Origin of the sequence: Halobaculum marinum (assembly GCF_029338555.1) — an archaeon.
Lineage (GTDB): Archaea > Halobacteriota > Halobacteria > Halobacteriales > Haloferacaceae > Halobaculum > Halobaculum marinum.
In genome coordinates, this window is the sequence record NZ_CP119989.1 from 403,982 (window position 1) to 430,475 (window position 26,494).

A 26,494-nucleotide genomic window follows, 5' to 3' on the forward strand; every position below is an offset into this window, starting at 1 on the left:
ATCAGATACCGTCTTGCGGCGGACCGCAGGGGCGGAATCCTCATCTCTTACGGATATGGACATACTCCGAGAGGGTACTTAACCCCATCGAAGCGTGCCCACGAGGCGAACCGAGGCGGAGTTGAACCGCCCGTGATTCGCGTCGCGTCTTCGCATTCTGTCCGAAGCCCTTGCCGTTGATAAGGGCATCGGAACGAACTTCGACACACCCCAGAAGGGTGTGCCGTGTCGCCCGGGGCGTCCCGTGCGACCTTCGCATTTCTTCGAATGGCAGGGGAACATAAAAGGCCGTCGTCTCGACGCCGCCACGTCATGCGGTTTCATGCGACGGTGTCGGGAACGACCGTGACGGTCGGCGAAGCTGCGGTGGGTGCCTGGCGAGGCGTCTGCAGTAGGCTCCGACGCCAGGGCACCAGCGGGTGGTCGTTCGCGTGTGCACGCACGCGAGCGTACGGAGGATCGATAGGCTACGGCACGGTAAAGAACAGTCGGCGTGACCCGGCTCAGCTCTCGAGGTGTTCGATGCCCTTCTTGGCGACGTTCGCCTCCGTAATCTCGTCGGGCATCCAGTCGGGTTTGTTGTTGGGCGCAGATTCGCGCCACGACCAGCCCTCGTAGATGTGGACCTTGTCGGTCCCCTTCTCTCGGAGCCGGAGTTCGATCCGCTCGGCCGCGTCCTCGGAACTCGCCGGTTCGAGGCGGCGGGCCGCTTTCAGCGCGGCCTGTCGTGGCGTGTTGCCGGAGAAGACGCTCTCCTCGGTGCCGTCACCCTCGCGCAGCGCGAAGTTCCGCTTACCGTCCTCACGTACCATGGTTTTTCGCCTCCGTGTGAAGGGAGCACACACTGTATGATAAACGTATCGGGGATATTACCGCTCCTGGGAGAAACGTTCATATATCGGATCGGCCACAGGTGGCCGGATCGAGCCGATCCACGCCGATGGGCCAGGATCGAGCGGTTCACCGGGGGCGCAGCGGGAGTCGACGCCGACCACCCGCCGTAAACAACACTTATGTGTCTCGTGGAGCGACTCTCGGAGTACCGAAGGCGATGGTCCGGAAGAAAACGCTCAGCCCGAGTGGGGCCAAGGACGAGAACGGCGAGTACCACAACGTCCACGTGAACCTGCACGAGGACGAACTCGCCGTCGCCGGTATGGAGATCGGCGACGAAGTGTTCGTTCGCGTCCGTGACGGGAAGATTATCATCCAGAAAGCGGACCCCGACGAGGTAGAACACGACTTCTGACACCGGGTAACCCCCGCAGTTCAAGAGCGTGCCCGGTCTGGCTCCGGGCAAGCACCGACATGAAGGCTTACGACGTAGCGAAGCCCGCGCTGTACGCGCTCCCGGCAGAGACTGCACACGAAGCGATCCAACACCTCCTGCGCGCCGTCCAGGGGACTCCCGTAGAGGCCGCGATGCGCGCGCGGTACGCCGTCCGCGACGACAGACTACAGAGCGACGTCTTCGGCCTGTCGTTCCCGACGCCGGTCGGCGTCGCCGCTGGCTTCGACAAGAACGCCCGCGTCCCCCGAGCGCTCGCGTCGCTCGGCTTCGGCCACGTCGAGGTCGGCGGGGTCACCGCTGAACGCCAACCGGGCAACCGGCGACCGCGGATGTTCCGTCTCCGCGAGGACGAGGCCATCGTCAACCGCATGGGGTTCAACAACGACGGGGCGGACCTCGTCGGCGACCGCCTGGACCGAGAACCCGCCCCCGACGTGCCGCTCGGCGTCAACGTCGGCAAGTCGAAGTCCACCCCACTGGAGGACGCCGCCGACGACTACCTGTACACGTACGAGCGCGTCGGCGAGCACGCCGACTACGTCGCCGTCAACGTCTCCTCCCCGAACACGCCCGGCCTCCGCTCGCTCCAGAACCGCGAGTCGCTGGAGCGCATCCTCGGCACCCTCTCGGACGCCGGCGCCGACCCGCTGCTCGTGAAGTTCTCGCCGGACCTCCCCGAACCCGCCATCGAGGAGGCGCTCGCGGTCGTCGACGACCTCGACCTCGACGGCGTCGTCGCGACCAACACGACGACTGAGCGACCCGAAACCCTCCAGAGTCCTCAACAGGCCGAACGCGGCGGCCTCTCGGGCAAGCCCATCGAGGAGCGCGCGACGGGGATGGTCCGCTTCATCGCCGAACGGACGGACGTCCCGGTGGTCGGCGTCGGCGGCATCTCCGACGCCGAAGGCGCGTACGCCAAGATCCGTGCTGGTGCGAGCCTCGTCCAGTTGTACACGGGCCTCGTGTACGAGGGACCGAGTGTCGCGCGCGACATCAACGAGGGCCTGCTCGACTTGCTGGAGCGGGACGGCTTCGACTCCGTCGACGACGCGGTCGGCGCGGACCTGTAGGCGGCGTTCAGACCCCGAAACCGACAGTTACAACGAGAGCAAGACCCACAGCGCCAGCGCCGTCGAGACGACGCCGCTGAACACGCCCACCGCGACGAACAGCGGCCGGGTCGCGAGCCCGTTGAGGTCGTCGCCCCGCACGAGCGCGCGCCCGAAGACGACCGCGAGCATCCCTCCGGCGAGCACGGAGAAGAACGGACTTCCGACCCCGGCACCGGTCGTGTACCGAATCACGCCGAGGACGACCTGTGCGACGCCGGCGACGGCGAGGCCGCCGACAGAGAGGACTCGTCTGTTCACGCGCGGGGAGAGACGGGGGCGAGAGAAGAAGGGTTCGGGTGGCGAGCGGTCGCCGACCGCGTGGACCGGCTACTCGTCGTGGACGATGACGACGGCGTCCTCCGGCTGGAGCAGTTCGCCCGTGCCGGAGTACTGCCGCTCGCGCTCGACCGTGAACAGGTCCGCACCGAGCGTCTCGCCGGCGACGTGGAGTTCGTCGTCGACGAGGTCGTAGTCCTCCTGTGCGAGCGCGGCCTCGATGTCGCCCACCTTCTCGCCGAACTGCGGGCCGACCTTCGAGTAGTCGAGGTCGATCCCGGTGATCACCGACTCGACCTCCGGTTCCTCGTCGAGCACGGTGAGGTCGCCGACGTTCATCACGCCGCGCACGTCGTCGGCGAACGCCGACAGGTCGCCCTCGCCGAACACCTCGACGCGGTCCAACTCGGCGTTGAGCGGGAGCCCGCGCTCGCTCTTGTAGCGGCGCAGGGCGCCGACGACCGACATCGCGGCGACGCCGGCGTCGTGGTCGGCGTCGACGCCGAGCGGCTCGGGCCAGTCGCGCAGGTGGACGGAGTCGAAGTCGTCGCCGGCGCGTTTCTCGGCGTACATGTCCTGCCACAGCTCCTCGGTGACGTGCGCGAGCATCGGCGCGAACAGCTTCACGAAGCGCTCGTGAGCGACCGACAGCGTGTAGCGCGCGGCGGGGTCGTCGTCGTCGGCCTCCCGGACGCGGGTCTTCGCCACCTCGAGGTAGTCGTCACAGAACGTGTGCCAGAAGAAGCCGCGTAGGCCGTCGCGCGCCTTCGAGAACTCCCGCTCGGCGAACTGCTCGGTGAGCGTCTCGGTGAGGTCATCCAACTCGGCGAGCAGCCAGCGGTCGAGTTCCCGGAGGTCGTCGTGCGCGAGGTCCGGGCGCTCCTCGCGGGCGTCGCCGACGAGCGACTCGACGAGCTTCGAGGCGTTCCACAGCTTCTGGAGCAGCTTCTCGCCGGCGCGCAGCCCCTTCTCGTTGTACGGGAGGTCGTCGCCGACGGCGGAGCCGGCGGCCCAGAAGCGCGCGGCGTCGACGGGGTACTCCGCGAGCACCTCCGCGGGGAGGACGACGTTCCCCTTCGACTTCGACATCGCCTCGCGGTTCTCGTCGAGCACCATCCCGTTGATGAGCGTCTGCTCGAACGGCACCTCGCCGGTGTGCTCGTAGCACTTGACGACGGTGTGGAACAGCCAGAAGCTGATGATGTCGTGGCCCTGCGGGCGCAGGTCGAAGGTGTACAGCTCCGGGTGCTCCATCGTGTACTCGCCAGCCTCGTCGTCCCAGTCCCAGCCGGCGTTGATGAGCGGCGTCAGGCTGGAGGTGGCCCACGTGTCGAGCACGTCCTCCTCCGGTTCGAACGACGCACAGCCGCACGAGGGGCACGCGTCGACCGGCGGGTCGTCCGACAGCGGGTCGACCGGGAGGTCGGCCTTGTCGGCGATGATCTCCTCGCCGCAGTCGTCACAGTACCAGACGGGGAACGGGATGCCCGAGGAGCGCTGGCGGGAGATGAGCCAGTCCCACTGCAGCCCCTCGACCCAGTGCTTGTACCGGGTGAACATCTTGTCCGGGAACCACTCCATCTCCCGGCCGGCTTCGAGGTAGTCGTCGGCCTTGTCGAGCATCTGGATGTACCACTGCTCGGTGACGAGGAACTCGACGCTCGTGCCACAGCGCTCGTGGACGTTCACCGTGTGGGTGATGGCGCGCCGGTCGAGGAGGGCGCCCGCGTCGTCCAGATCCGAGACGATGGCCTCGCGGGCCTCGCCGGAGTGCATCCCCTCGTACGCCTCGGCGACCTCCGTCATGTGGCCGGACTCGTCGATGGCGACGCGCAGGTCCAGGTCGTGGATCTGGTACCACTCGATGTCGTTCTGGTCGCCGAACGTACAGCACATCACGATGCCGGAGCCGGTGTCCATGTCGACGCTCTCGTCGGCGAGGATCGGCACCTCGTGGCCGAACAGCGGAATCTCGGCGGACTCACCAACGAGGTGCTGGTTGTCGTCGTCGTCGGGGTGGACGAACACGGCGACACACGCGGGGAGGAGCTCGGGCCGGGTCGTCGAGATGGTGAACGCCTCGTCGGTGTCGGCGACCGGGAACTCGATGTCGTGGAAGTGGGAGTCCTGCTCGTCGTCCTCCGTCTCGACCTGTGAGATGGCCGTCTCACACTCGGGGCACCAGATGGCGGGCGCCTTCTCGCGGTACTCGCGGCCCTGCTCGTACAGGTCGATGAACGAGAGCTGCGAGATGCGCTGGACGCGCGGCTCGATGGTCTGGTAGGTGTGGTTCCAGTCGACCGAGACGCCGAGCCCCTGGATGTTCTCGGTGAACTGCTCCTCGTACTGGGCGCACACCTCGCGGCACTTGCGCTGGAACTCGCGACGCTCGAAGTCCTGGTGGCGGATGTCGAGTTCCTCCTCGGTGAGTCGCTCGGAGGCGATGCCGTTGTCGTCGTAGCCGAACGGGAAGAACGTCGTTTCCCCGTTCATGCGCTCGAAGCGGGCGACGAAGTCCTGGAGGGTGAACCCGTACAGGTGGCCCATGTGGAGGTCGCCAGATACGGTCGGCGGCGGGGAGTCGATGGAGAAGACGGTGTTCGGGTCGGTCGCGGCGTCTGCGTCGTAGGCGTACGTCTCCTGGTCGACCCATCGCCGTTGCCACTCGGATTCGGCGGCGTCCGGGTCGTAGTCCCCACTGGGCATTTCACCCGTACTTCCCCCGAACGCCTGTTAAGCGCCTCGGTTGTCAGGGAGGCCGTCACACGGCCACGCCGTGACGACCGCGACCGTGTCGATACCCCGCGACCAACGGCCGGTGGCCGGCCAACCGTTATCCCTCGTCCGAGCGACACGATCGGTATGACAACCGCCGTCATCGCGGGCGTCGGACCCGGACTCGGGGAGTCGATAGCGCGACGCTTCGCCGCCGAGGGGTGTGATCTCGGGCTGATCGCCCGCAGTGCCGACTTCCTCGACCGACTCGCCGCCGACCTCCCGACCGACGCCGTCGGCGTCAGCGCGGACCTGAGCGACGCCGCCGACGTGACGACCGCGTTCGACCAGATTCGCGAGGAGTTGGGCCCGGTCGACGTGCTCGTGAACCACGCGAGCGCGGCCTCGTGGACCGGCCTGCTCGACACCACGCTCGACGCGTTCGACCGCGCCTACGAGGTCGGCCCGCGCGCGGACTTCCTCTGCTCGCAGGCGGCGGTCCACGACATGCTCGACGAGGACCGTGGCGCCCCCGGTGGCACCATCATCTTCACGGGCGCGACGACCTCGGTCCGCGGTCGTCGCGGCGCAGTGTCGTTCTCGATGGCGAAGTTCGGCTCCCGCGGCCTCGCGGAGTCGATGGCGCGGGAACTCGGCCCGGAGGGCGTCCACGTCGCCCACGTCGTCATCGACGGCGGCATCCTCGGCCCCGACGTGGAGACGGACACCCCGGAGGAGTACCTCGACCCCGACGCCGTCGCCGACAGCTACTGGCACCTCGTCGAACAGGACCGCAGCGCCTGGACGCTGGAACTCGACCTCCGGCCCCACGTCGAGGAGTTCTAACCAGACTGGCGCGCGCCGCTCGCGCTCCGGCGCGAGCGGAAGCGCGCGAGGGGCGAGGCACGAGCCATCGGCGAGTGTGCGGTCGAGCACGGCGAGACCGCGAACGCGAGCGGGGAGCGCAGCGACCCGTGAGCGAGTGCCGAGTCGGCTGGGGAGGAGGGGGGTGCGGTGCGATGGAGTGGGTGGGACTGAAAGGGGCCGGCCGTCTCGCGAGCCGAGGGGACGCAAGCACCGCAGCCGAGGGAGCGGCGCGACCGAGGCGAGGAGCGCAGCGAGCCGCAGGCCGCGAGACGGCCGGGGGCTTTCGCGGTCTGCCGCGTCGAGCCAGTTCCATTGAAGCAGAATCCGACACCGACGATACCGACACCAACACCGACGTTGGCGACGACGACCACACAGATCGATATTCAGACCGTCGCGCTTAACCCCGGTCCGTCACCACCACCACGCGAATGAACCCGCGCCACGCCCGCTATCCGTTCTTCGCGGCGGCCCGCGAGGCCGTCCGCGAGTCGGGCGTCGACCTCGCGGCGCTCGTCGCCGACGGCGACCCCGCCGTCGAGCGCGGTCGCGAGCGCATCGAGCGCGCGCTCACCGAGGGCACCGTCGACCCCGCGGACCCCCGCGAGTGGGACGTCCGCGACAACCTCCTGTCGTACCCCATCGCGCGCATCCTCGTCTCGCTGCTCGACTCCCACGCCGCCGTCGAGAAGTACGCCGAAGCCGAGGCCCGCACCGCCTACCGCCACTTCACCGAGGACCTCGAACGGGACCCGAACGCGCGGCCAGACCCCTCGCGGATCGACCGCGACGCCTTACTCCGGGAGTTCGACCTCGACGGAGAGGTCCGCATCGAGGACCCCAAGCCGGGCCAACCCGAGGGGAAGTGGCTGTGGCTCGGCGTCGGCGCGTACCTCTCGTACGTCGACCCGAAGTGGGGCGACGACTGGCGCCTCGTCAACCGCGAACTCGTCGACGGCGAGGTGCGCATCGAGCGCCAAGAGCTGTACCGCCTGCTCCGCGAGGCCGTCGGCGACCGCGTCGCCGAGGGACTCCCCTTCGAGGGCGTCAGCGACGAGTTGGCCGACGAACTGGAGGCGGAGATCGCCGACCTACGCGACCTGCTGGCCGACCGGAGCGTCCGCTCGGACATCGAGGTGGTCGACCCGAACTACTTCCCGCCGTGTATCGGGCGGCTACTCGACCGCGCCCGCGACGGCGACGACCTGGGCCCCCACGGGCGATTCTCGCTGCTCGCGTTCCTCGCGGGACTCAACCTCGACGCCGAGGAGGCGGTCGCGCTCAGCGGCCTCGACCCCGACCTCGTCGCCGAGCGATTCGGCTACCTCCGCGACGAGTCGGGCGCGCAGTACCCGCCGCCGTCGTGCCGGACGCTCGGCGAGTACGGCCTCTGTGACAACGAGGAGAACCACCGCAGCGTCGCGCCCCACCCGCTGGAGTACTACAGTCGGAAACTCCGCGAGGCCGACCCCGCAGACGTGACCGACTGGCGCGACCGGGAGGACGCGGACGCCGACGGCGCCCCCGCGTAGTCGCGTCGTCGGTCAGTCGATCAGTCGGTTCTCACTCGCGAACGTCGAGGAAGATGCCGGCCGCGCCCATCAACAGGACGAACAGCGCGATGACGCCGACGAAGTAGTACGCCCCGATATTCGAGAGGTTGTGGCCGGTCGTGAACTGCATGCCGATGACGACCAGGAGGGCGATGAAGACGACGACAGCGCCGATGGAGACGGCGATCTTCCGGCGCATCTCGGCGTCGATTTCCATGCTCCGGCGTTCCCGTGGACCCGCTAAAAGGGCTTCGAAGCGACTCCAGACGCGCTGTCGACCGCGTTCGTCGGCCCCTCGCCCCCACACCGGCCGAGGGCTTACCTCCGCTCGGCGCGTATTCCTAGCGACCCAATGACCCCATCACTCAACGCCGAACGCCGCAGCGAGACGGACGACGAGCGCGAGCGCCGACCGCACCGACCGCGCCGCCGGGCAGCCGAGCGACGCGCGCGCCACGCCCTCCTGTCGACCGGGCCCGACGCTCCCGACGGCCCAGACGGCCCCCTCGGGGTCGACCCGGGCGCCGAGCGGAGCGCTCGCGCACGCCGGGAGCCGATGGCGGTGTTCGCGCTGCGCAGCGACGACCAGTACCTCGTCGACACCGACGGCGGGAGCTACGTCGTCGACGTGGGCAGCGACACCTGCACGTGCCCGGACTACGAGATCCGGCACCACCGCTGCAAGCACCTCCGGCGCGTCGACATGGAGATCGGAATCGGTCGCGTCCCCGCCCCCGGCGAGCGCGTCGCCGCCTGCGCCGTCTGCGGCGCGGGCGTGTTCGTCCCGACCCGCGAGACGGGCGCGTTCCTCTGTGGCGACCACCGACCCGCCGTCGGCGCGTTCGTCCGCGACCGCGAGGCCGACAAACTGCTCGTCGTCACCGGCGTCACACGGACCCGAGCCGACGAGTACCGCACCGCCGACGGCACCCGGATCAGCGACTACGAGACGAACGCCGACTACGGCGACCACGAACCGGTGATCGAGGCGGTGTACGTCGGCAACGCGATGCGGAGTCCGGGCCCACTCGACGTGTCCGGTCGGCGCCGCTACGGCTTCCCGGCCTCCCGACTCCGTCGGCTGACGCCCGACGAGCGCCCCCGCAAGCCCGTGATCGGGATCTGAGCCGACGACACGCTTTTGCCGCGCCTGCGACACGACCGAGTCCATGCCCGACGGTCCCCGCTTCGACAGCACCACCGACTACTACGCCGCCCACCGCCCCGGCTACGGCGACGCGGTGATCGACCACCTGCGCGAGCGGTTCTCGCTTGGTGACCCGGGTACTCGTGTCCTCGACCTCGGCTGCGGCACCGGCGAACTCGCCGTCCCGCTGGCGGCCAACGCCGACGAAGTGGTCGCGGTGGACCCAAGCCCGGCGATGCTGGACGCCGTCCGCGCCCGCGCCGCCAGAGCCGGCGTCGAGACCGTCCACGCGGTCGAGGGCGACGACACCGACGTGGGGCACCTCGACGCCACGAGCGGTCCGTTCCGCCTCACGACGATGGGGCGGTCGTTCCACTGGATGGACGGGGCGGCGACACTCGACCGGATCCGGAACGTGACCGAACCGAGTGGTGGCGTCGCGCTCGTCTCCGACGACGAGTGGCTCACGAGAGGGACCGAGGAGTGGCAAGACGCGGTGTACGACGTGGCGACCGGGTACCTCGACGACCTCCCCGAGCGGACCGGCCCCGTCGAGTACGACCGCTCGTGGGCCGACCATCTCCGGGACGCCGGTTTCGACGACGTGCGCGTCGAGTCGGTCGGAGAGCGGCGCGACCTCGACGCCGACGCCGTCGTCGGGTACGTCCTCTCGCTGTCGTTCTGTTCGCCCGAGCGACTCGGCGACGACCGACGGGCGTTCGAGGCCGCGCTCCGGGCGCGGCTGGACGACCTCGACGAGTCGTTCACGTACGAGCGGACGGTCGAAGTGACGAGCGGGCGGGTGTAGGGCGATGTCTCAACGCAGCGCTTACAGCATCTCCGCGGCCTCGTCCGCCGAGAGCACGCCCTGCTCGACGGCGTTGAGCACCTCGGCGACGCTGGTGTCCGACTCCGTCTCCTCGCTGGCGGCGAGCAGGTCGTCGATGGTCTCGCCGTCCGCCAGCGCCGTCTCCTTCTTCACGCGGTAGTTCCCGCCGTCGGTGACGTGCAGGTCGCCCGGGTGGAAGAAGTACCAGTCCTCGCGGTCGAAGCGCACCCCGATCTTCGGGGCGGCGCCGAAGTTGCGCGCGAAGTAGATGAGCGCCTCCACCTCCTCGCCGCGGAGGTAGATGGGGTCGCCCGAGGAGGACTTCGCCTCGACGGCGTAGAACACCCGCCCGTCGCCCGCGAGCACGTCCGGCAGCTCGCGGTCGGTGGAGGAGCCGCTGGCGGGCGCGCGCATCACCGCGAACCCGGCGTCGTGGAGCCTGTTCACGAGTTCGCGCTCCCGGCGGTCGCCCTTCGGGTTGCCCGGCATGAGAGAAGGTGACTCGCTGGCGGGCATGAACCACACGGTCGCGGGGGAGTCCGGAGTGAAAGTGAACGCAGACGCCGCGGTGTCGGAGTGGAGTCGGAGCCGCCGGCCCCGTTCAGTCCCGTCGCGCGAGCACCGACTCGCCGGCTCGGACCGCCTCACCCCGGCTCACGCGGACGTCCTCGACCGTATAGCCCGCTGGGAGCACCACGTCGGCCCGCGAGCCGAACGCGATGTAGCCGATCCGCTCGCCCCGTGTGACCGAGTCTCCAGGCGAAACGTAGGGGGTGATCCGCCGGGCGAACCAGCCCGCGATCAGCGCGCCGTCGACGCGGGTGGCGCCGGCGTCGGAGTCCCTCGCGTCATCCTCCGCTTCGCCCCCCTCCTCGGCTTCGTCGCCCGCGGCGTCGAGCGTGTACTCGAACCGCTCGTTGCGCTCGGAGTCTTTCACGAACGCCGGCTTGTGGGCGGCGCCGCGGTGGTCGAGACGCGTCACCGCCCCGTCGGCGGGCGCCCGGCAGACGTGCACGTCGAACGGACTCATGAACACGCCGACGCGGACGCGGTCGCCGTCCTCGCGGATCACCGAGACGTGGCCGTCCGCGGGCGACACGATCCCCTCGCCCGCCGGCTCGCGCTCGGGGTCGCGGTAGAAGTACACCGAGAAGAGGGCGACTGCCACCAGCACCACGCCCAGCGGCGGGAACACGACGAACGCCGGGGCCGCGAGGAACAGCGGCACGGCGACGCGGCGTTCGCTGCCCGGCGCCAACTCCGGGATCGGGAGCGAGATCACGCGTCCACGGGGTCGCGCACGGTCGTCTCGGTCGTCGTCCGACCGGCGCCCCACGCCGCGAGCAGGTGCGTGAGGTGGATGCGGTCGTCGCTCCCCTCGACGAGGTCGAGGTCGACCTCACCGGCGAGCGCGTGGAGGCGGGCGACCGCCGTGGGCGACGCGTCGGACTTCGAGCGCGCGACTCTGAGGAGTTCCCGGAGCAGGTCGCCGCCCTCGTAGCCGTCGTCGTGGAGCAGGTCGTCGAGGGCGGACCGGGCCTCCTTCAGCTCCCCCGCCTGTGCGGCCTCCAGCGCCCCGAGCACCGCCTCGTCGGTGCCGACCTCGCCGAGCGTCTCGTAGGCGGCGCTCATCGTCACCTCGTCGTGTTCGACGGCGGTCGTCTGCGCCGACAGCACCGCCTTTCGCAGGTCGCCGGCGGCCGCGCTGGCGACGAACTCCAGCCCGTCGTCGTCGTAGTCGACACCCTCGGCGTCGCAGATGCCCGCGAGCACGTCGATAGTCTCGTCGGTCGTCGGCGCGCGCACCGGCACCGGGAAACAGCGCGAGCGGATCGGCGGGATGAGCTTCGCCGGTTGGCGCGTCGCGATGACGAACTGCGTCGTGCGGTGGTACTGCTCCATCACGCGCCGCAGCGCCTGCTGGAAGTCCTCGCGGATCGCCTCCGCGTTGTCCAAGAGGACCGTCTTGTACGTGCCCGACATCGGCGCGTTCGCCGCCGACTCCTTCAGCACGCGGTTGATCATGTCGCGTTTCGCCATCCGCGAGCGCCCCTGCAGGAACGAAGCGAAGCGAGGGTCCTGACGAATCTCCTTCTTGGTGCGACCGAAGAAGTCCGCGACGTTGATCTCGATGAGGTCGTTGTCCGGGTCGTCGTGAGCCGCCGCCGCGAGCGCGCGCACGGCGGCGGTCTTCCCCGAGCCTGGTGGACCCTGCACCACGAGGTTCATCGGCTCGTCGACCGCCCGCGACAGTCGCTCGCGGACGTCGGCTTGCGGGAGGTCCGCGAGCGCGGGGGCGTGCGTGTCCGTCCACAGCGGGCCGTCCATTACCACCCGGTAGCGGACCGGTCGGCTTGAACCCTGCCGTTCGTGCGGGGCGGTCGAGGAGCCAGAGAATAGCTGTCGGCAGAAGCGAGACCGCGGGGCGATTCGCACGGCGTCGAGACAGCGATGGTCAGCCGCGAGGTCGGTCAGTCAGCGGTGACCTCACGGCGCACGTCCGTCCGCTCGGTGCCGGTCGTGGCCATCCGGTAGAGGCCGACGCCGAACAAGACGACCAGCCCCAGGATGACGAGCCCCGTGCGAATCGCCGGGTCGACCGTCGGCGTCGCCACGACCTCCCCCGCGTCGTTCGTCACCGGCGCCGCCCCGAACGGCTTGCCAGCGAGCATCTCGACGACCCCGAGGCCGACGATGCCGACGAGCACGGTGAGCCCGCCGAATGCCAGTCCAACCTTCTCCGTGATGTCGAGTTGTGTCATGTCGTGGTCACCTCCGTGTCAGCCGAGCAGGTACCGCAGTTTCGGGTACTTGTCCACGATGCCGGTCGTCTCGAGGACCCCGTCGATGCCGTAGTACCGACCGGCGCCGAGGACGATCATGGTCCCGAACAGGAGCAGGCCCATGAGGTCGCTGTTGACGAGGCCGTGCCCGAAGCCGGCGTTCCCGACCCAGAACAGGGTCATGAAGATGGTCCCGCCGAACGCCGCGAGGCGGACGGCCGCGCCCGTGATGAGCGCCAGGCCGATGAGCGTCTCGAACAGCGGGACACCCGGCTTGATGAGCCACGCCAGGTTGTTGCCCATCCACACCGGGATGGGGCCCAGCGCCGTGCCCGTCATCCCCTGCAGGTACGCCGGACCGTAGCCGAAGTTCAGTCCGTTCTCGATGATCTTCGTTGCGCCGGCGTGGAAGAACCACCACCCCGTGACGACGCGCAACAGGGCGATCCAGACGGCGGCGATGGGGCCGCCGATGTCGAAGCCGAACTCGTCGGCGAGTGGGTTTGTTTCCGTGTAGGCCATGGGTCTCACCTCGCATTTGCGAGTTGGGACGGTACCCCGGTATAAATGGAACCCAGTTCCCAGTCGTTGAAAGCCGGCGAAAGGAGCCGCGAGACCGCCGTTCGGCTCGATCCCGGGGCGAAGATGTTCGCGTCGTCGTGCCGCCTCAGATCGCGGCGTGCAACGACGCGTCCTCGGTGTCGTCAGCCGCCTCGTCGGCCGCCGCATCGCCCTGGAACTCGCGTTCGAGTTCGGCCTCGGCGTCGCCGTCGACGACGGTGACGGTCAGTTCCGTCGCGTTCGCGTCCACGAGGAACGTGATGGTGCCGTTCGCGCCGGTCTCGTACGCCTCGGTCGTCTCGGTCGTCTCGTCGTCCGCGAGCGTCTGGTCGACGGTGACGGTGGCGTTCTCGACCGCGGAGCCGTTCTCCGTCACGACGACGGTGACGCTCTCGCCGGTCGTGACGTTCCCGTCGAACGCCGCCGTCAGCTCGGCCTCTTCGCGCTCGTCGTCATCGGCATCCTCGTCCTCAGCGTCCTCGTCGACGTCCACGATGGGAACCTGGTCGCCCGTCCCGGACTCGCTCACGACGGGCTTGAGGATGTACTTGCCCGAGTTGCCCGCCTCGAAGACGGACATGTCGTACACGAAGTCGACGTCCTCGCCGTTGCCGACGGTGAACTCCGAGTTGAGTTGGAGCTTGTTGGAGGGGAGCTTCACGGTGGTCGACTCGCCGTTCTCCAGCGTCGCGTCGATCTCGTCGACGTGGACGAACACCTTCGTGTACGTGCCGTCTTCGACGCCGAAGGTGCCGAGCTTCGTCGCGTTCGCGCCCGGCAGCGTCGTCAGGTCGACCGAGCGGTTCTCCACGTCGTGTTCGACCCACGAGCCGTTCTCTTCGCGCAGGCCGACCTCGGTGACGGTGACGTTCAGGTGCGCGAAGTCGCCCATGGCGTGCTGTTCGTCGCTGAGGTAGAAGTCCATCGAGGACTGCTCGGCGTCGGCGGCGTTGCCGTTGCCGTCGGCGGCGTTCTCGGACGCGTCGTCGGACTCGTTCTCCGCAGATTCGCTCTCGGACGCGTCTTCTCCGTCCTCCGCCTCTTCGGCGTCACCGTCGTCCGCGTCTTCGTCGTCGGCGTCCTCGCTCAGGTCGTCGACCTCCTCGATGTCGACCTCGTCGCTCGTCCCGGACTCGCCGGCGACGGGCTTGAGGATGTAGCCGTTGTTCCCGCGCTCGGTCACGGTGATGTCGAACACGAAGTCGACCGACTCGCCGTCACCGACGGTGAACCCCTTGTTCAGCCGGAGCTTCTCGGAGGGGAGCTTCACCGCGGCGGACTCGCCGTTCGTGAGCGTGCCGTTCACCGACTCCACGTGGACGACGACCTGCGAGTACGTCCCGTTCGGCACCGAGAGGTTGCCGATCTTGGTGGAGTTGGCGCCCTGCAGTTCCGTCAGGTCGACGGTGACGTTGGCCATCTCGTAGGCGACGCGCTCGCCCCCGTCTTCCTCGTCGTCGGCCTCAGTCTCGTTGGCGTCGGTCGCCTCGACCTCGTCGTCTGTCTCGCTCGCGTCGGCTTCGCCCGCGCGGACGAGTTCGACGCGGTCGACGGTGACGTTGAGGTGTTCGAACTGGTCGATCGCGTTCTGTTGGTCGCTGATGTAGAAGTTCACGGAGCCGGCGCCGTCGCCTGTCGCGGCACCGGGGCCGGCGCTCCCCGTCCCCGGGGAGACACCGCTCCCACACCCAGCGAGCACGAGCATCAACGCCGCGGCGACCGCGGCGAGCGTCGTCGTGTGCCCTGTCATTGCGACCGGTCGTTGCAGCCTCCTCCGCATATACTGCCCGGCTGTGCAACCGGAATTTACCCGGATTAATCCCGGTACTGCGCGGCTGTACCGCGTCCAACCGGGAGTCGTGTCCGCCAGCCCACGGGCGGGACGGTCGCCGCGCTCCGACAGCGTTTCACCCCCGGACCCACCACTCGGACGCATGATCCGGGTCACCTTCCTCGGCACGAGCGGCGCGGTGCCCACGGTAGAGCGCGCCCCCAGCGCGCTGTACCTCAACCGCGAGGGCGACGAGTTCCTGTTCGACTGCGGGGAGGGCACCCAGCGCCAGATGATGCGCTTCGGCACCGGGTTCGGCATCTCCCACCTGTTCGTCACGCACCTCCACGGCGACCACGTGCTCGGCATCCCCGGCCTGATCCAGAGCCTCGACTTCAACGACCGCGAGGAGCCGCTCGCCATCCACGGGCCGCCGGGGTCGAAGCGCCACCTCACGGATCTGGTCCACGCCGCCGGCCACGACCCGGGCTTCCCCGTCACGGTCCACGAGGTCCGTCCCGGCGCCGTCGCGCTCTCGCGCGAGGAGTACGAGGTGCGCACGTTCGCGACCGAACACCGCACCTCCTCGGTCGGCTACGCGCTCGTCGAGGCCGACCGCAAGGGCCGCTTCGACCGCGAGAAGGCCGAACAGGAACTGGACATCCCACCCGGCCCCGCCTACGGGAAACTCCACGACGGACAAACCGTCGAGTTGGACGACGGGCGCGTCATCGACCCCGCGCAGGTCGTCGGCCCGGCCCGACCGGGACGCAAGGTGGTCTACACCGGCGACACCCGCCCCGTCGACGCGACGGTCGAGGCCGCCGAGAACGCGGACTTGCTCGTCCACGACGCGACGTTCCTCGACGAGGCCAGCGACCGCGCCCGCCAGACCGCCCACTCGACCGCCGTCGAGGCCGCACAGATCGCACAGCGCGCCGGCGCGAAGCGGCTGGCGCTCACGCACCTCTCCTCGCGGTACGCGGGGCGGGCGCGGAAGTTGGAACGCGAGGCCGGCGAGGCGTTCGACGGCGAGGTGTGGTTCCCGGACGACGGCGACGAGGTCGACGTGCCGTTTCCCGACGCCGACGCGGACGCCGACACAGACGCCTGATCGGCCGACCTGCGTGCGTCGTGTGACAGCGTAGCAACCCGATCCCGGCGCGGAGTTTTTCAACTCCTGCCGCCAATACGCGGGCGTGAACGCCCGGACGAGCGCGCTCGACTCCGTCGTGTTCGGGGTCGACATCCAGAGCGGCGACATCCGCGGCGACGCACCCTCCTACGCCCTCGTCGTGTTCGACGGCGAGTCCATCGAGCGGGACGTCGTCTCCCACCGCAAACTCCGCCGGCGGATCGAGGCGGAGGAGCCGGCCATCGTCGCCACCGACAACGCCTACGAACTCGCCGCCGACAAGGACGAACTCGTCCACTTCCTCCGCGCGCTCCCGCACGAAACCGCGCTGGTACAGGTGACCGGCGACGAACGCCCCGAACCGCTCTCGCGGGTCGCCTCCCGCCACGGCGTCCCGTACGGCAAGAAGCCGATGAAGGAGGCGGAGGCCAGCGCTCGCCTCGCCGCCGCGAACGTCGGCTACGAGGTGACGGCCTTCACCGACACGACGACGGTGAAGGTGTCCAGAGGCCGCTCGACCGGCAAGGGCGGGTGGAGTCAGGACCGCTACACCCGCCGGATCCACGGCAACGTGAAGCGACGGACCCGCGAGGTGGAGTCGGCGCTCGACGACGCCGGGTTGGAGTACGAGGTCGACATCACCGAGAAGTACGGCGGCTACTCGAACGCCGTGTTCTCCGTCCACGCGCGCCCACAGGACATCCCCGTGTCCGCGAACCGCTCGGGCGACACTCGTGTCGAGGTCGAACGCGAGCGCCGCGACGGCATCGAGTTCGAACCGCTCGTGAAGCGTCGCGACCGCGTGATCGTCGGTATCGACCCCGGCACCACGACTGCCGCCGCGGTCGTCGGCCTCGACGGCACCGTCTTCGACGTCCACTCCACCCGGACCGCCGACACGGCCGCGATCATCGAGTGGCTCGTCGAGCGCGGGCGCCCCGTCATCGTCGCCGCCGACGTGACGCCGATGCCCGAGACGGTCGAGAAGTTCCGCCGGAGCTTCGACGCTGCCGCCTGGACGCCCGAGTCGGACCTCCCGGTCGACGAGAAGCTCCACCGGACGAGAGACGAGGCGTACGACAACGACCACGAGCGCGACGCGCTGGCGGCGGCGCTGTTCGCCGTCGACGACCACGCCGACCAGTTCGCCCGCATCGGTCGGCAGATCCCCGCCGGTATCGACCGCGCGGAGGTGATCGCTCGCGTCGTCGGCGACGAACAGTCCGTCGAAGGCGCGCTGGCCGACCTCACCGACGACGACGACGCCGAGGAGGAGGAGCGCGGCCCCGAACCCCGCGAACTCACCGACGACGAGCGCCGCATCCGCGACCTGGAGGCGCAGGTCGAGCGGCTCCGCGAGCACGTCGACGACCTGAAGGACGACCTCGACGACCGAGACGACCGCATCGAGGAGTTGGAGACGGAGCTGTCGGACACGCGCCACGAGGAGCGACTGGAGGCGCGACGCGACCGCGAGGTGACGCGTATCCGGCGCGAGAACAGCCGCCTGGAGCGCGAGCGCGACGAGGCGCGCGAGACGGTCGAGGAGTTGGAAGACAAACTCGCGCGCATGAAGACGCTGTGGAAGCTCGACCACGACAACTTCGCGGACGTGTCGGAGGGGCGCGGCCTCGTCCCCGTGAAGGTGGTCGAGCAGTTCACCAAGCGCGCCATCGAGCACGCCGACGAGCAGTACGGCCTGGCTGTCGACGACGTGGTGTACCTCCGCGACGCCTCCGGTGCGGGGCGGGCGACCGCCGAGCGCCTCGCCGAGACGGAGCCGAAGGTGGTGCTGCGCTCGGGTGGGCTCTCCGACGCCGCCGACGAGGTGTTGTTCGAGCACGACGTCCCCGTCGGACCCGCTGACGACGTGGCGATGCAGGAGGTGGACGAACTCGCCGTCGCTCGCGAGAGCGACGTGGAGGCAGTGATCGACGACTGGGAGCGGCGTGCCGAGGAGCGCGAGCGCGAGCAGACGGAGGCGATGGTCGACGAGATTATCTCCGAACATCGGGCAGGCGAGGGCGAGCGTACGTGAGCCCTCGATGCGAACGGCGAACGAAGTGAGCCGTGAGCGTGAGCGGTGCGGAGTGAGCGAAGCGAGCGACGGTGCCGAGTGACTGAGGCGCACGACCCGGACCCGAAACGGCGTCAGCCGTCGCTCGGGACGCCCGTGACTCACGTGCGGTCCTGTCACACGTGGCGAACGAGTCAGTCAGCCGTCAGCCATACGTGTGACATCCAGCAGCCGTTCGGCATACAACTGACACCTAGAGGATAGTTTGCCCGATCGTGAGAATCGCCAGACAGGTCCACGATAACCCCTTCGTTTCGGGTGGAGTGTGGAACGGTACCACGATCCGAGTGAACGACCCGCGGTCGACGGAGCGAGCGGCGCTCAGTTGACGCGGGTGACCTCGTAGCCGCGGTCGCGGATCGACGCCAGCAGGTCGCTCGCGTGTTCACGCCCGGCGGCGGTCACCTCGAACACGAGGTACGCCTCGCCGACGCGGAGGTCCTCGACGGCGCGGTCGTGGCGGACGTGGCGGACGTTGGCGCCACGGTCGGCCAGCACCGTCGACAGCGTCGACAGTTCGCCGGGCTCGTCCTCGATCCGGACGCGGAGCCGGAGGAGTTGGTCGCGGTCGGTCATCGCGTGTTCGAGCACGGTGTCGAGCATCGACATGTCGATGTTCCCGCCACACAGGAGGGGGACGACCGTCTCGCCGCTCACGTCCAGGTCCCCCGAGAGGAGCGCCGCGACGGAGGCGGCGCCGGCGCCCTCGACGAGCTGTTTGGCGCGCTGGAGGAGCGTGAGGATGGCGTGGGTAATCTCGTCGTCGCTGACGGTGACCACCTCGTCGACGTGGCGCTCGATCAACTCGAATGTGAGGTCGGCGACGCCGCCGGTGGCGATGCCGTCGGCGATGGTGCGAGTGTGCTCGCGGTCGACCGGTTCCCCCTTGTCGAGGCTGTCGGGGACGGTCGCGGCGTCGGCCGCCTGGACCCCGACGACGCGAACCTCGGGCGCGACCGCGGCGAGCGCGGTGGCGACGCCGGCGATGAGTCCGCCGCCGCCGATGGGGACGATCACGGTGTCGAGGTCGGGTACCTGCTCGGCGACCTCCAACCCGAGGGTTCCCTGCCCGGCGACGATGTCGGGGTCGTCGTACGCGTGCACGAACACGGTGCCGTCCGCGTCCGCGAGGTCGCGAGCGCGGGCCACCGCCTGCTGGAACTCCTGGCCGTGGAGGACGACCTCGGCGCCGTAGCCGCGGGTGGCGTCCACCTTCGCCTGCGGGGCGTCCGTGGGCATCACGACCGTCGCGGGGATGCCGGCGTTCGATGCCGCGAGCGCGACGCCCTGGGCGTGGTTGCCCGCGCTGGCGGCGACGACGCGGTCTGCGTCGCCGGCGTCGGCGACGGCGGCGATCTTGGTCGAGGCGCCGCGGGTCTTGAACGACCCCGTTCGCTGGAGGTGCTCCATCTTGAGGCGCACGTCGGCGCCGCTCATCTCCGAGAGCGACCGCGAGCGCTCGACGGGCGTCTCGCGGACGATGTCGGGGTCGAACCGCTCGCGGGCCCGTCGGATGTCGGTGACGGTGACGGGGTCGGTCATGTGGTTGTGGGCGCGTCTCCGTGGGGGTGCAAAAGTTGCGGGGATCGGTATCGGACGAGTCGGGAGCGGGTCGGTCCGTCGACGGGCAGGACCCCACGTCCGTCGGAGTGGGTCGGCAGGGGCCCGCTCCGACAATTTAAACCCGAGACCCCCGCTACCACTGCCAATGAAACCCTCCGACGTCTCCACTCTCCCCGACGGCGTCCCCGAGGCGCTGGAGGCGGAGGGGATCGCGGAGTTCTACCCGCCCCAAGCCGAGGCCATCGAGGCGGGCGTCGCCGACGGCGAGAGCGTCGTCGCCTCGGTGCCGACCGCCTCGGGCAAGACGCTGATCGCGGAGCTGGCGATGCTGTCGGCGGTCCAGCGCGGCGGGAAGGCGCTGTACATCGTCCCGCTCCGGGCGCTGGCCAGCGAGAAGAAGACGGAGTTCGAGCGCTGGGAGGAGTTCGGTATCGACGTGGGCGTCTCCACCGGCAACTACCAGTCCGACGGCGAGTGGCTCGCCTCCTGCGACATCATCGTCGCCACGAGCGAGAAGGTGGACTCGCTCGTGCGCAACAACGCGCCGTGGATGAACGACCTGACGTGCGTGGTCTCCGACGAGGTCCACCTCGTCGACGACAGCGGGCGCGGCCCCACGCTGGAGGTCACGCTCGCGAAACTCCGAAAGATCAACCGCGACCTGCAGGTCGTCGCCCTCTCGGCGACGGTCGGCAACGCCGACGAGGTGGCCGAGTGGCTCGACGCCGCGTTGGTCCAGTCCGACTGGCGCCCCATCGACCTGAAGATGGGCGTCCACTACGGCAACGCGATCAACTTCGACGACGGGAGCCAGCGCGAGGTGCCCGTCGGGCGCGGGGAGAAGCCCACCGCCGCGCTCGTCGGCGACGCCTTAGACGAGGAGGTCGACGGCAAGCGCGGCTCCTCGCTCGTGTTCGTCAACTCCCGGCGCAACGCCGAGGCCGCCGCGGGTCGCCTCGGCGACGTGACCGCGAAACGGCTCGAACCCGACGAACAGGCCGAGTTGGAGCAGTTGGCACAGGAGATTCGCGACGTCTCCGACACCGACACCTCCGACGACCTCGCGGACTGCGTCCGGCGCGGGGCGGCGTTCCACCACGCCGGCCTCGCGAGCGAGCACCGCAGTCTCGTCGAGGACGCCTTCCGTGACCGGCTGATCAAGTGCATCTGCGCGACGCCCACCCTCGCCGCCGGCGTGAACACGCCCGCCCGGCGGGTGATCGTCCGCGACTGGCGCCGCTACGACGGCGAGTTCGGCGGGATGCAACCGCTGGACGTGCTGGAGGTCCACCAGATGATGGGGCGGGCGGGGCGGCCCGGCCTCGACCCGTACGGCGAGGCCGTCCTCATCGCGAAGGACCGCGACACGATGGACGAGTTGTTCGAGCGGTACGTGTGGGCCGAACCGGAGGCCGTCCGGTCGAAGTTGGCCGCAGAGCCAGCCCTGCGCACCCACGTCCTCGCGACGGTCGCCTCCGGCTTCGCGACGACGCGAGAGGGGCTGCTCGCGTTCCTCGACCGGACGCTGTACGCGAGTCAGACCGACGACGACGCACGGCTCGCAGACGTGACCGACCGCGTGCTCGACTACCTGGCGGCGAACGACTTCCTCGAGCGCGACGGCGACTCGCTCCAGGCGACGAGCATCGGCCACACCGTCTCGCGACTGTACCTCGACCCGATGTCCGCCGCCGAAATCGTCGACGGCCTGCGCGAGGGGGTCGAGTCGGCTGACGACGCCGTCTCCGCGTCCCGTCGGAGCCGCCCCTCGGGCGACGGCGAAGTGCCGGCGGACGCCGACGCCGGGTTCGCGAGCGCGAGCGACCTCGTGTCGGCGGACGAAGGGGGCGACGGCGACGACGATGCCGGTGACGACGGCGACGCCGCCGACGACGGGCCGACCGTCACCCCGCTGGGACTGTACCACCTCGTCGCGCGCACGCCCGACATGTACCAGTTGTACCTGAAGTCGGGCGACCGCCAGACGTACGAGGAGCAGTTCTACGAGCGCGAGACGGAGTTCCTCGGGCACGCCCCCTCCGAGTTCGACGACGTGGCGTTCGAGGACTGGCTGGCCGCGCTCAAGACCGCCCGACTGCTGGAGGACTGGGCCAGCGAGTTGGACGAGGACACCATCACCGAGCGCTACGGCGTCGGCCCGGGCGACATCCGCGGGAAGGTCGACACCGCCGAGTGGCTGCTGGGCGCCGCCGAGCAGTTGGCGACGGAGTTGGACCTGGGCGGCGACGTCGTCACGGCCGTCCGGCGGGCCCGCAAGCGCGTCGAAGACGGCGTCCGCGAGGAACTGCTGGAGTTGACGGGCGTTCGCGGCGTCGGGCGCAAGCGCGCCCGTCGGCTGTTCGAGGCTGGCATCCAGACCACCACGGAACTGCGCGACGCCGACAAGGCGGTCGTGCTCGGCGCGCTCCGCGGGCGCGAGAAGACCGCCGAGAACGTGCTCCGGGCGGCCGGGCGACAAGACCCCTCGATGGACGGGGTCGAGGCCGACGCTGACGCCTCGGCGGCGGCCGGCGACGGCGACGCGGCGGGCGAGGACGCGTCCGACGACGACGGACAGGCGACGTTCGGTGATTTCGCGTGAGACTCGTCGAGGGGACGGCCCACGTCGACGACCTCGACGACTTCCTCGGGGCGCTGACCGCCGTCGGCGACGACACCGGCTGTACGGTGCAGGCGTTCGACGCGCGCTACGTCGTCGACCGCGCGCACCTCGAACGGGCGCTGGCGCTGGCGGATCGGGCGTTCGAGCGCGGAGCGAACGTCGCTCGCGACCGCGGCGTCGAGGTCATACTGTACGCCGCCGGGCGCCGGCAGATCGATCGCGCGTTGACGATGGGGGTGTCGGAGGGCGAGGGGCCGGTCGTGGTGCTCGTCGCCGCCGAGGACGGGGGCGACGGGGCGGCGGCCGCGGAGGCCGCCGCCGCCGACGCCGTCGCCGACCTGCTCGACCCCGGACCGACGCTCGGCGCGTTCGACGAGGCGCTCGTGTGCGACTACTTCGACGTACGTGAGCGGGAACTGGCCGCGACCGCCGGGACGCTCGCGGACGTCGTCCACGAGCGGGTCGCGCTGCTGGACGTGCGGAAGTAGGCCGATCGCAGGGCCGCTCAGGATTCAGCGCAGTACACGTCGCCGGCACCGGTCACGGTGACGACGCGGTCGCCGTGGGGGAACGACACCGCCACCCGTCGGTCCGTGCTGGATCGGACGAGGCGGTCGAGCGCGTCGTAGTCCACACTGTACTGGAGCGGGTCGATCTCGGTGGCCGACACCCCGGTCGCCGCCGTCAGCGTCTCGACGATCGCCTCGATGGGATCGGTGTCCGACCAGTCGAAGCCGCGATGCACCACCGTCGGATCGCCGCTCTCGTCGGTTCTCCGGTTGGCGTCGTCAGTCGGGAAGCTCATCTCGTATATGAACCCCTACCAGACGTATAGTGTTGTTGTGATAATTCGAGTGACTCAGGGAGGGTCAAACGTCGGATCCCGAGTTGGCGTCGTCGTCGGGGCGTGTGTCCGCAGTTCCACCGTCGAGTCGCCACGTGAACAGTGCCTTTAGCACGGTGACGAGGCTGTTCGAGTCGCCGACGCCCCAGATCGCCGTCTCGGTTCTGCCGCCGAGCGAGTCGTCACCCTCGGGCGTCACCACGCTGGCGAGGGTTCGGGTGCCGTCCGCCATCAGGAGCCGACCGGCGGGCGTGTCCGACCACAGCCACCGCGAGTCGAACACCGACGCTTCCGGCGCGACCTGGAGGATCCGTTCTTCGACGGCCTGCGGGCTACCGGCGAGTTCGATCGACACGCCGCGGTCGGCTGCCGACTCGATGGCGTCGAGCACCTGATCGTCGAGCAACTCCTCGACGGTCATGTAGACAATCTCCGACTCGGCGTCGTCGATGAACTCGACGACGCGGTCGGTGACGGTCGCCCGGCCGTTCGCGGTCCACACGCCGCGCTGTTCGCCGCGGCCGTCGGTGTCGTTGATCGCCGACAGCGCCGCGGTGAGTTGGTCCGCCCGGTGTTGGAGGTCGTTGCGGAACGTCCGCCCGGCCGACTCTGCCGAGACGGCCCAGAACTGCTTCGGGTGCGCCTGCTGGATGTCCACGAGTCCGAGTTCGTGCAGTTCGTCGACCGCGTCGTACACGCGGGTCCGGGGGACGTCCGACACCTCGCTCACGTCCTTGGCGGTCGCGGTCCCCAGCGCCGTGAGCGCGACGAACGTCCGCGCGGCGTACGTACTCAGTCCCAGGTGTCTGAGCTGGGCGATCGCCGTTTCGTGCGGGTCACCGTGTGGGTCTGTGGTCATTGGCTCCGTGGATCTCCTTCGCCGCCGTCTCCCCGACTGCCGGGCGGACCGGTGTCACCGCGACGAGTGAGACGAGTTGTACACCCGGCTACGCGTCGGGTGGTGATACGATTTTTGATTATCCGGGTGAACGCGATCGATCGGAGGGTGATTGTGAGTGAACACGTTAACCCCGCTGGAACCGCGGCGAGGCGAACTGGTAGCTCACAGCCACAACGTCGCGTGTTCGACTGCGTCCGTGCCGAGAATCGTTGTTTGGAGATCCGCTCCGATCCGTCGGTGGGAACACCTATTAACTCAGATAGTGAAACTGTAGACAACGTCCGAGGCGCACGCGCCAACAGGACCCCACCATGACAGACGACGAAACAGTCGGCGAGGCGGTCGAGCTCCTCCAGCAGTTGGGGCTCAAAGAGTACGAAGCCGCCTGTTTCGTGGGGCTGTCACGGCTCCCGACGGGGACGGCGAAGGACCTCAGCGAGATCACGTCCGTCCCGCGCACCCGCGTGTACGACGCCGTGCGGGTGCTGGAGGCGCGGGGGTTGGTCCAGGTGCAACACTCGACACCGCAACGGTTCAAGGCGGTGCCCGTCGAGGAGGCGGTGCGCACCTTACAGGACGAACACGAACAGCGGTTCGAGCGCCTCCAGCGCGCCCTGCACGACACCGAACCGGTCAGGGAACCGGACGAGGGGCCGGTGCAGGAGGTGTGGACGCTGACGGGGCGGACACCGATCGCCAATCGCAGTCAGGACCTGATCGCCGCCGCCGAGTCGGAGGTCGTGTTCGTGCTCGGCGAAGCGTCGTTGCTGACCGACGACCTCGTGGAGACGTTGACGTCGCTCGCCCGGTCGGTCGACCTGTTCATCGGGACGGCGTCCGAGGCCGTGCGCGAAACCGTCGAGCGTCGCGTGCCCAGTGCACGGGTGTTCGTCTCCGGACTGGAGTGGCTCGAGAGCGACGAGCATACGCCGACCGACCCCGCGATCGGTCGCCTGTTGTTGGTCGACCGCTCGGCCATCCTCGTCAGTACGCTCCTCACGGGAACCGGAGACGAGCACGCGGTGTTCGGGACCGGGTTCGGGAACGGGATGATCGTCGTCACCCGGCGGTTGTTGGCACAAGGGTTGCCCACTGACTCCGGACCGGTCTGAGCCGTCTCAGCGGGCGGATCAGTCCGGCGCCGAGCGGGGAGCGTGGAACGTCCCGTCCCACAGGTCACGGTTCGCGAGCAGGAGCTCTAACAGCGGCTGGATGTCTCCGAACGAGGGGCCACGCTGGACGTGCCCGTCGGCGTCGGTCGGGACGACCACGCCCATGTCCGCCAACAGCGGCAGGTGGATGTGGTGCAACAGGAGCCGAGCCCGCTCGGTGTTCGGCTCTCCCGCAGCCAACGTCGACCCGATCGCGACGGTCGTGTCCGGTTCTCGCCCGAGTAGCTCGACCATCACTCGTCGCCGCTCGGGGCTTCCGAGGGCGCGGAGTTGGTCGTCGAATGGTAGTGGCACGATGTGTCGTACACTGGAATGGCCACCAGAGCGTATCTACCCCGCCGTATTTCATCCGACCGACGTGTTGTGAGAAAACGAGTGACACCTGAAGAAGCGGTGGCGAAACCCCTTCGTTTCGACTGGAGAACACGAGACGTGGTCGGGAAAGACGGTGGAGTCGAAGCGTCGGAGAGAAGTAGTCCCAGAAGGATTCGAACCTTCGTCGTTGCCCCCAGAAGGCAACAGGATTGGCCACTACCCCATGGGACTGGTGCGTGCCTGCGGACTCAGGTAGTCCGTACGCCGTCTTGAGTGTTGCGAAGGAAACCGACGAGCGGGAGCGCCGTCGGCGGTTACGGCCCGTCGTCGGTCGAGGGGCGAGGGACGACGCCCACCCGCCCCTCGGCGAACGCCGCCACGTCGTTGGCGAACGCCTCGACCTCGGCCCAGTCGGTGAACTCCGTGTCGCCGTGGGGGTCCACATCGGGGAAGTCGTCGCCGACGATCCGCCGCATCATGAGCCGCTTGAGGAATCCGTACTTCGAGTAGCGGAGCGCGCCGCCGAACTGGGCGATGCGGTCGGGGTGCCAGTCGGTCGCCTCGAGGAACGCCTCGACGTAGCCCGCCGCCTCCTCGACTCCCTCCTCGGTGTCCGCCGCCGACGCGAGCGACAGTTGGAAGAACGCCGTCGGTCGCGCGGTCAGCGCCTCGCGGTTGTCGCGCACGAACCGGCGAACCCGCTTCCCGTGGCGCCCGTAGTGGATCGACGACCCGACGATCACCGCGTCGTAGTCGTCGACAGCCAGGGCTGACTCCCTGCCGATGTCGACCACGTCGACGGCGTGGCCGCGCGCTTCGACGACGGCGCCGACTCGGTCGGCGACCGCGGCGGTCTGTCCCTCACCAGTGGCGTACGCGACGAGGATCGAGAGCATCTCCGATGGATAGCCGAGTCGCCACGTCGGGGCAAGAAGGTGTGTCGTCGGATAGCGATC

26 protein-coding genes and 1 tRNA gene are annotated in these 26,494 nt (G+C 69.3%); 11 read left to right on the top strand and 16 right to left on the bottom strand.

Translation table 11 applies throughout. From position 1 onward, the window contains the following. Positions 1–503 precede the first annotated feature (503 nt). Entirely contained in the window at positions 504–812 is a 309-nt protein-coding gene (locus P0R32_RS02225) for a non-histone chromosomal MC1 family protein (protein ID WP_276238293.1), read from the bottom strand. A 239-nt stretch (positions 813–1,051) separates the two neighbouring features. On the opposite strand from P0R32_RS02225, the gene P0R32_RS02230 reads away from it, so the two are divergent. Then, positions 1,052–1,249, top strand: a complete 198-nt coding sequence (locus P0R32_RS02230; RefSeq protein WP_222920950.1) for a hypothetical protein — start codon at positions 1,052–1,054, stop codon at positions 1,247–1,249. A gap of 59 nt (positions 1,250–1,308) precedes the next feature. Next, positions 1,309–2,364 (top strand): quinone-dependent dihydroorotate dehydrogenase, encoded by a 1,056-nt coding sequence (locus P0R32_RS02235; RefSeq protein WP_276238295.1) that lies wholly within the window; start codon positions 1,309–1,311, stop codon positions 2,362–2,364. 27 nt (positions 2,365–2,391) lie between these two features. Here P0R32_RS02235 and P0R32_RS02240 read toward each other — a convergent pair whose 3' ends face one another. Together P0R32_RS02240 and P0R32_RS02245 are read right to left on the bottom strand one after the other, a co-directional pair. Continuing rightward, entirely contained in the window at positions 2,392–2,664 is a 273-nt protein-coding gene (locus tag P0R32_RS02240) for a hypothetical protein (RefSeq protein ID WP_276238296.1), read from the bottom strand. Between the two features lie 69 nt (positions 2,665–2,733). Continuing rightward, positions 2,734–5,388, bottom strand: coding sequence for a valine--tRNA ligase (locus P0R32_RS02245; RefSeq protein ID WP_276238297.1), 2,655 nt, complete (start codon positions 5,386–5,388; stop codon positions 2,734–2,736). Between the two features lie 156 nt (positions 5,389–5,544). On the opposite strand from P0R32_RS02245, the gene P0R32_RS02250 reads away from it, so the two are divergent. Further along, a complete protein-coding gene (locus tag P0R32_RS02250) occupies positions 5,545–6,243 on the top strand; it encodes an SDR family NAD(P)-dependent oxidoreductase (protein ID WP_276238298.1) in 699 nt (232 codons plus the stop codon). A gap of 452 nt (positions 6,244–6,695) precedes the next feature. Then, positions 6,696–7,796: a DNA primase large subunit PriL gene (locus P0R32_RS02255; RefSeq protein ID WP_276238299.1), complete on the top strand. Its 1,101-nt coding sequence runs from the start codon at positions 6,696–6,698 to the stop codon at positions 7,794–7,796. 31 nt (positions 7,797–7,827) lie between these two features. Here P0R32_RS02255 and P0R32_RS02260 read toward each other — a convergent pair whose 3' ends face one another. Beyond that, a complete protein-coding gene (locus P0R32_RS02260; RefSeq protein WP_276238300.1) occupies positions 7,828–8,034 on the bottom strand; it encodes a DUF7472 family protein in 207 nt (68 codons plus the stop codon). 135 nt (positions 8,035–8,169) lie between these two features. On the opposite strand from P0R32_RS02260, the gene P0R32_RS02265 reads away from it, so the two are divergent. Together P0R32_RS02265 and P0R32_RS02270 are read left to right on the top strand one after the other, a co-directional pair. After that, the gene (locus P0R32_RS02265) at positions 8,170–8,943 is read left to right on the top strand and encodes an SWIM zinc finger family protein (RefSeq protein WP_276238302.1); all 774 of its coding nucleotides are present in this window, start codon (positions 8,170–8,172) and stop codon (positions 8,941–8,943) included. A gap of 43 nt (positions 8,944–8,986) precedes the next feature. Beyond that, positions 8,987–9,772: a class I SAM-dependent methyltransferase gene (locus P0R32_RS02270; RefSeq protein WP_276238303.1), complete on the top strand. Its 786-nt coding sequence runs from the start codon at positions 8,987–8,989 to the stop codon at positions 9,770–9,772. 21 nt (positions 9,773–9,793) lie between these two features. Here the strand turns inward: P0R32_RS02270 and hjc are convergent, their stop codons facing one another. The 6 genes from hjc to P0R32_RS02300 form a co-directional block, all read right to left on the bottom strand. Beyond that, positions 9,794–10,282 (bottom strand): Holliday junction resolvase Hjc, encoded by a 489-nt coding sequence (hjc, locus tag P0R32_RS02275; protein ID WP_276238304.1) that lies wholly within the window; start codon positions 10,280–10,282, stop codon positions 9,794–9,796. Positions 10,283–10,394: 112 nt separating this feature from the next. Beyond that, the gene (locus P0R32_RS02280; protein WP_276238306.1) at positions 10,395–11,075 is read right to left on the bottom strand and encodes a protein sorting system archaetidylserine decarboxylase; all 681 of its coding nucleotides are present in this window, start codon (positions 11,073–11,075) and stop codon (positions 10,395–10,397) included. After that, positions 11,072–12,121: an AAA family ATPase gene (locus tag P0R32_RS02285; protein ID WP_276238307.1), complete on the bottom strand. Its 1,050-nt coding sequence runs from the start codon at positions 12,119–12,121 to the stop codon at positions 11,072–11,074. The genes P0R32_RS02280 and P0R32_RS02285 overlap by 4 nt, the downstream gene beginning before the upstream one ends. A 143-nt stretch (positions 12,122–12,264) precedes the next feature. Further along, a complete protein-coding gene (locus tag P0R32_RS02290) occupies positions 12,265–12,555 on the bottom strand; it encodes a hypothetical protein (RefSeq protein ID WP_276238308.1) in 291 nt (96 codons plus the stop codon). A gap of 18 nt (positions 12,556–12,573) precedes the next feature. After that, positions 12,574–13,098, bottom strand: coding sequence for a DoxX family protein (locus P0R32_RS02295; protein WP_276238309.1), 525 nt, complete (start codon positions 13,096–13,098; stop codon positions 12,574–12,576). A 145-nt stretch (positions 13,099–13,243) separates the two neighbouring features. Next, entirely contained in the window at positions 13,244–14,887 is a 1,644-nt protein-coding gene (locus tag P0R32_RS02300) for a DUF4382 domain-containing protein (protein WP_276238310.1), read from the bottom strand. A 184-nt stretch (positions 14,888–15,071) separates the two neighbouring features. Between P0R32_RS02300 and rnz the strand changes: the two genes are divergently transcribed. Both rnz and P0R32_RS02310 read left to right on the top strand, forming a co-directional pair. Then, positions 15,072–16,022 carry a ribonuclease Z gene (rnz, locus tag P0R32_RS02305; protein ID WP_276238311.1) on the top strand — a complete coding sequence of 317 codons (951 nt, stop codon included), beginning with the start codon at positions 15,072–15,074 and terminating at the stop codon, positions 16,020–16,022. A gap of 85 nt (positions 16,023–16,107) precedes the next feature. Then, positions 16,108–18,081, top strand: a complete 1,974-nt coding sequence (locus P0R32_RS02310) for a DUF460 domain-containing protein (protein ID WP_276238312.1) — start codon at positions 16,108–16,110, stop codon at positions 18,079–18,081. Between the two features lie 360 nt (positions 18,082–18,441). On the opposite strand, the gene ilvA is transcribed toward P0R32_RS02310, so the two are convergent. After that, entirely contained in the window at positions 18,442–19,662 is a 1,221-nt protein-coding gene (gene ilvA, locus P0R32_RS02315) for a threonine ammonia-lyase (protein ID WP_276238313.1), read from the bottom strand. Positions 19,663–19,828: 166 nt separating this feature from the next. Between ilvA and P0R32_RS02320 the strand changes: the two genes are divergently transcribed. Continuing rightward, entirely contained in the window at positions 19,829–22,285 is a 2,457-nt protein-coding gene (locus tag P0R32_RS02320) for an ATP-dependent DNA helicase (RefSeq protein WP_276238314.1), read from the top strand. After that, a complete protein-coding gene (cgi121, locus tag P0R32_RS02325) occupies positions 22,282–22,794 on the top strand; it encodes a KEOPS complex subunit Cgi121 (protein ID WP_276238315.1) in 513 nt (170 codons plus the stop codon). Before P0R32_RS02320 ends, cgi121 begins: the two co-directional genes overlap by 4 nt. A gap of 17 nt (positions 22,795–22,811) precedes the next feature. Here cgi121 and P0R32_RS02330 read toward each other — a convergent pair whose 3' ends face one another. Beyond that, a complete protein-coding gene (locus tag P0R32_RS02330; RefSeq protein WP_276238317.1) occupies positions 22,812–23,111 on the bottom strand; it encodes a HalOD1 output domain-containing protein in 300 nt (99 codons plus the stop codon). Positions 23,112–23,175: 64 nt separating this feature from the next. Further along, positions 23,176–24,009: a TrmB family transcriptional regulator gene (locus P0R32_RS02335; protein WP_276238318.1), complete on the bottom strand. Its 834-nt coding sequence runs from the start codon at positions 24,007–24,009 to the stop codon at positions 23,176–23,178. 353 nt (positions 24,010–24,362) lie between these two features. Here P0R32_RS02335 and P0R32_RS02340 point away from each other — a divergent pair, with 353 nt between their 5' ends. After that, positions 24,363–25,163, top strand: a complete 801-nt coding sequence (locus P0R32_RS02340) for a TrmB family transcriptional regulator (protein ID WP_276238319.1) — start codon at positions 24,363–24,365, stop codon at positions 25,161–25,163. An 18-nt stretch (positions 25,164–25,181) separates the two neighbouring features. Here the strand turns inward: P0R32_RS02340 and P0R32_RS02345 are convergent, their stop codons facing one another. The 3 genes from P0R32_RS02345 to P0R32_RS02355 form a co-directional block, all read right to left on the bottom strand. Next, complete coding sequence (locus P0R32_RS02345; RefSeq protein WP_276238320.1) at positions 25,182–25,517, bottom strand: hypothetical protein; 336 nt, start codon at positions 25,515–25,517, stop codon at positions 25,182–25,184. A gap of 179 nt (positions 25,518–25,696) precedes the next feature. Next, positions 25,697–25,769: transfer RNA gene (locus tag P0R32_RS02350), tRNA-Gln, on the bottom strand. An 83-nt stretch (positions 25,770–25,852) separates the two neighbouring features. Continuing rightward, the gene (locus tag P0R32_RS02355) at positions 25,853–26,434 is read right to left on the bottom strand and encodes a flavodoxin domain-containing protein (RefSeq protein ID WP_276238321.1); all 582 of its coding nucleotides are present in this window, start codon (positions 26,432–26,434) and stop codon (positions 25,853–25,855) included. Positions 26,435–26,494: the final 60 nt, after the last annotated feature.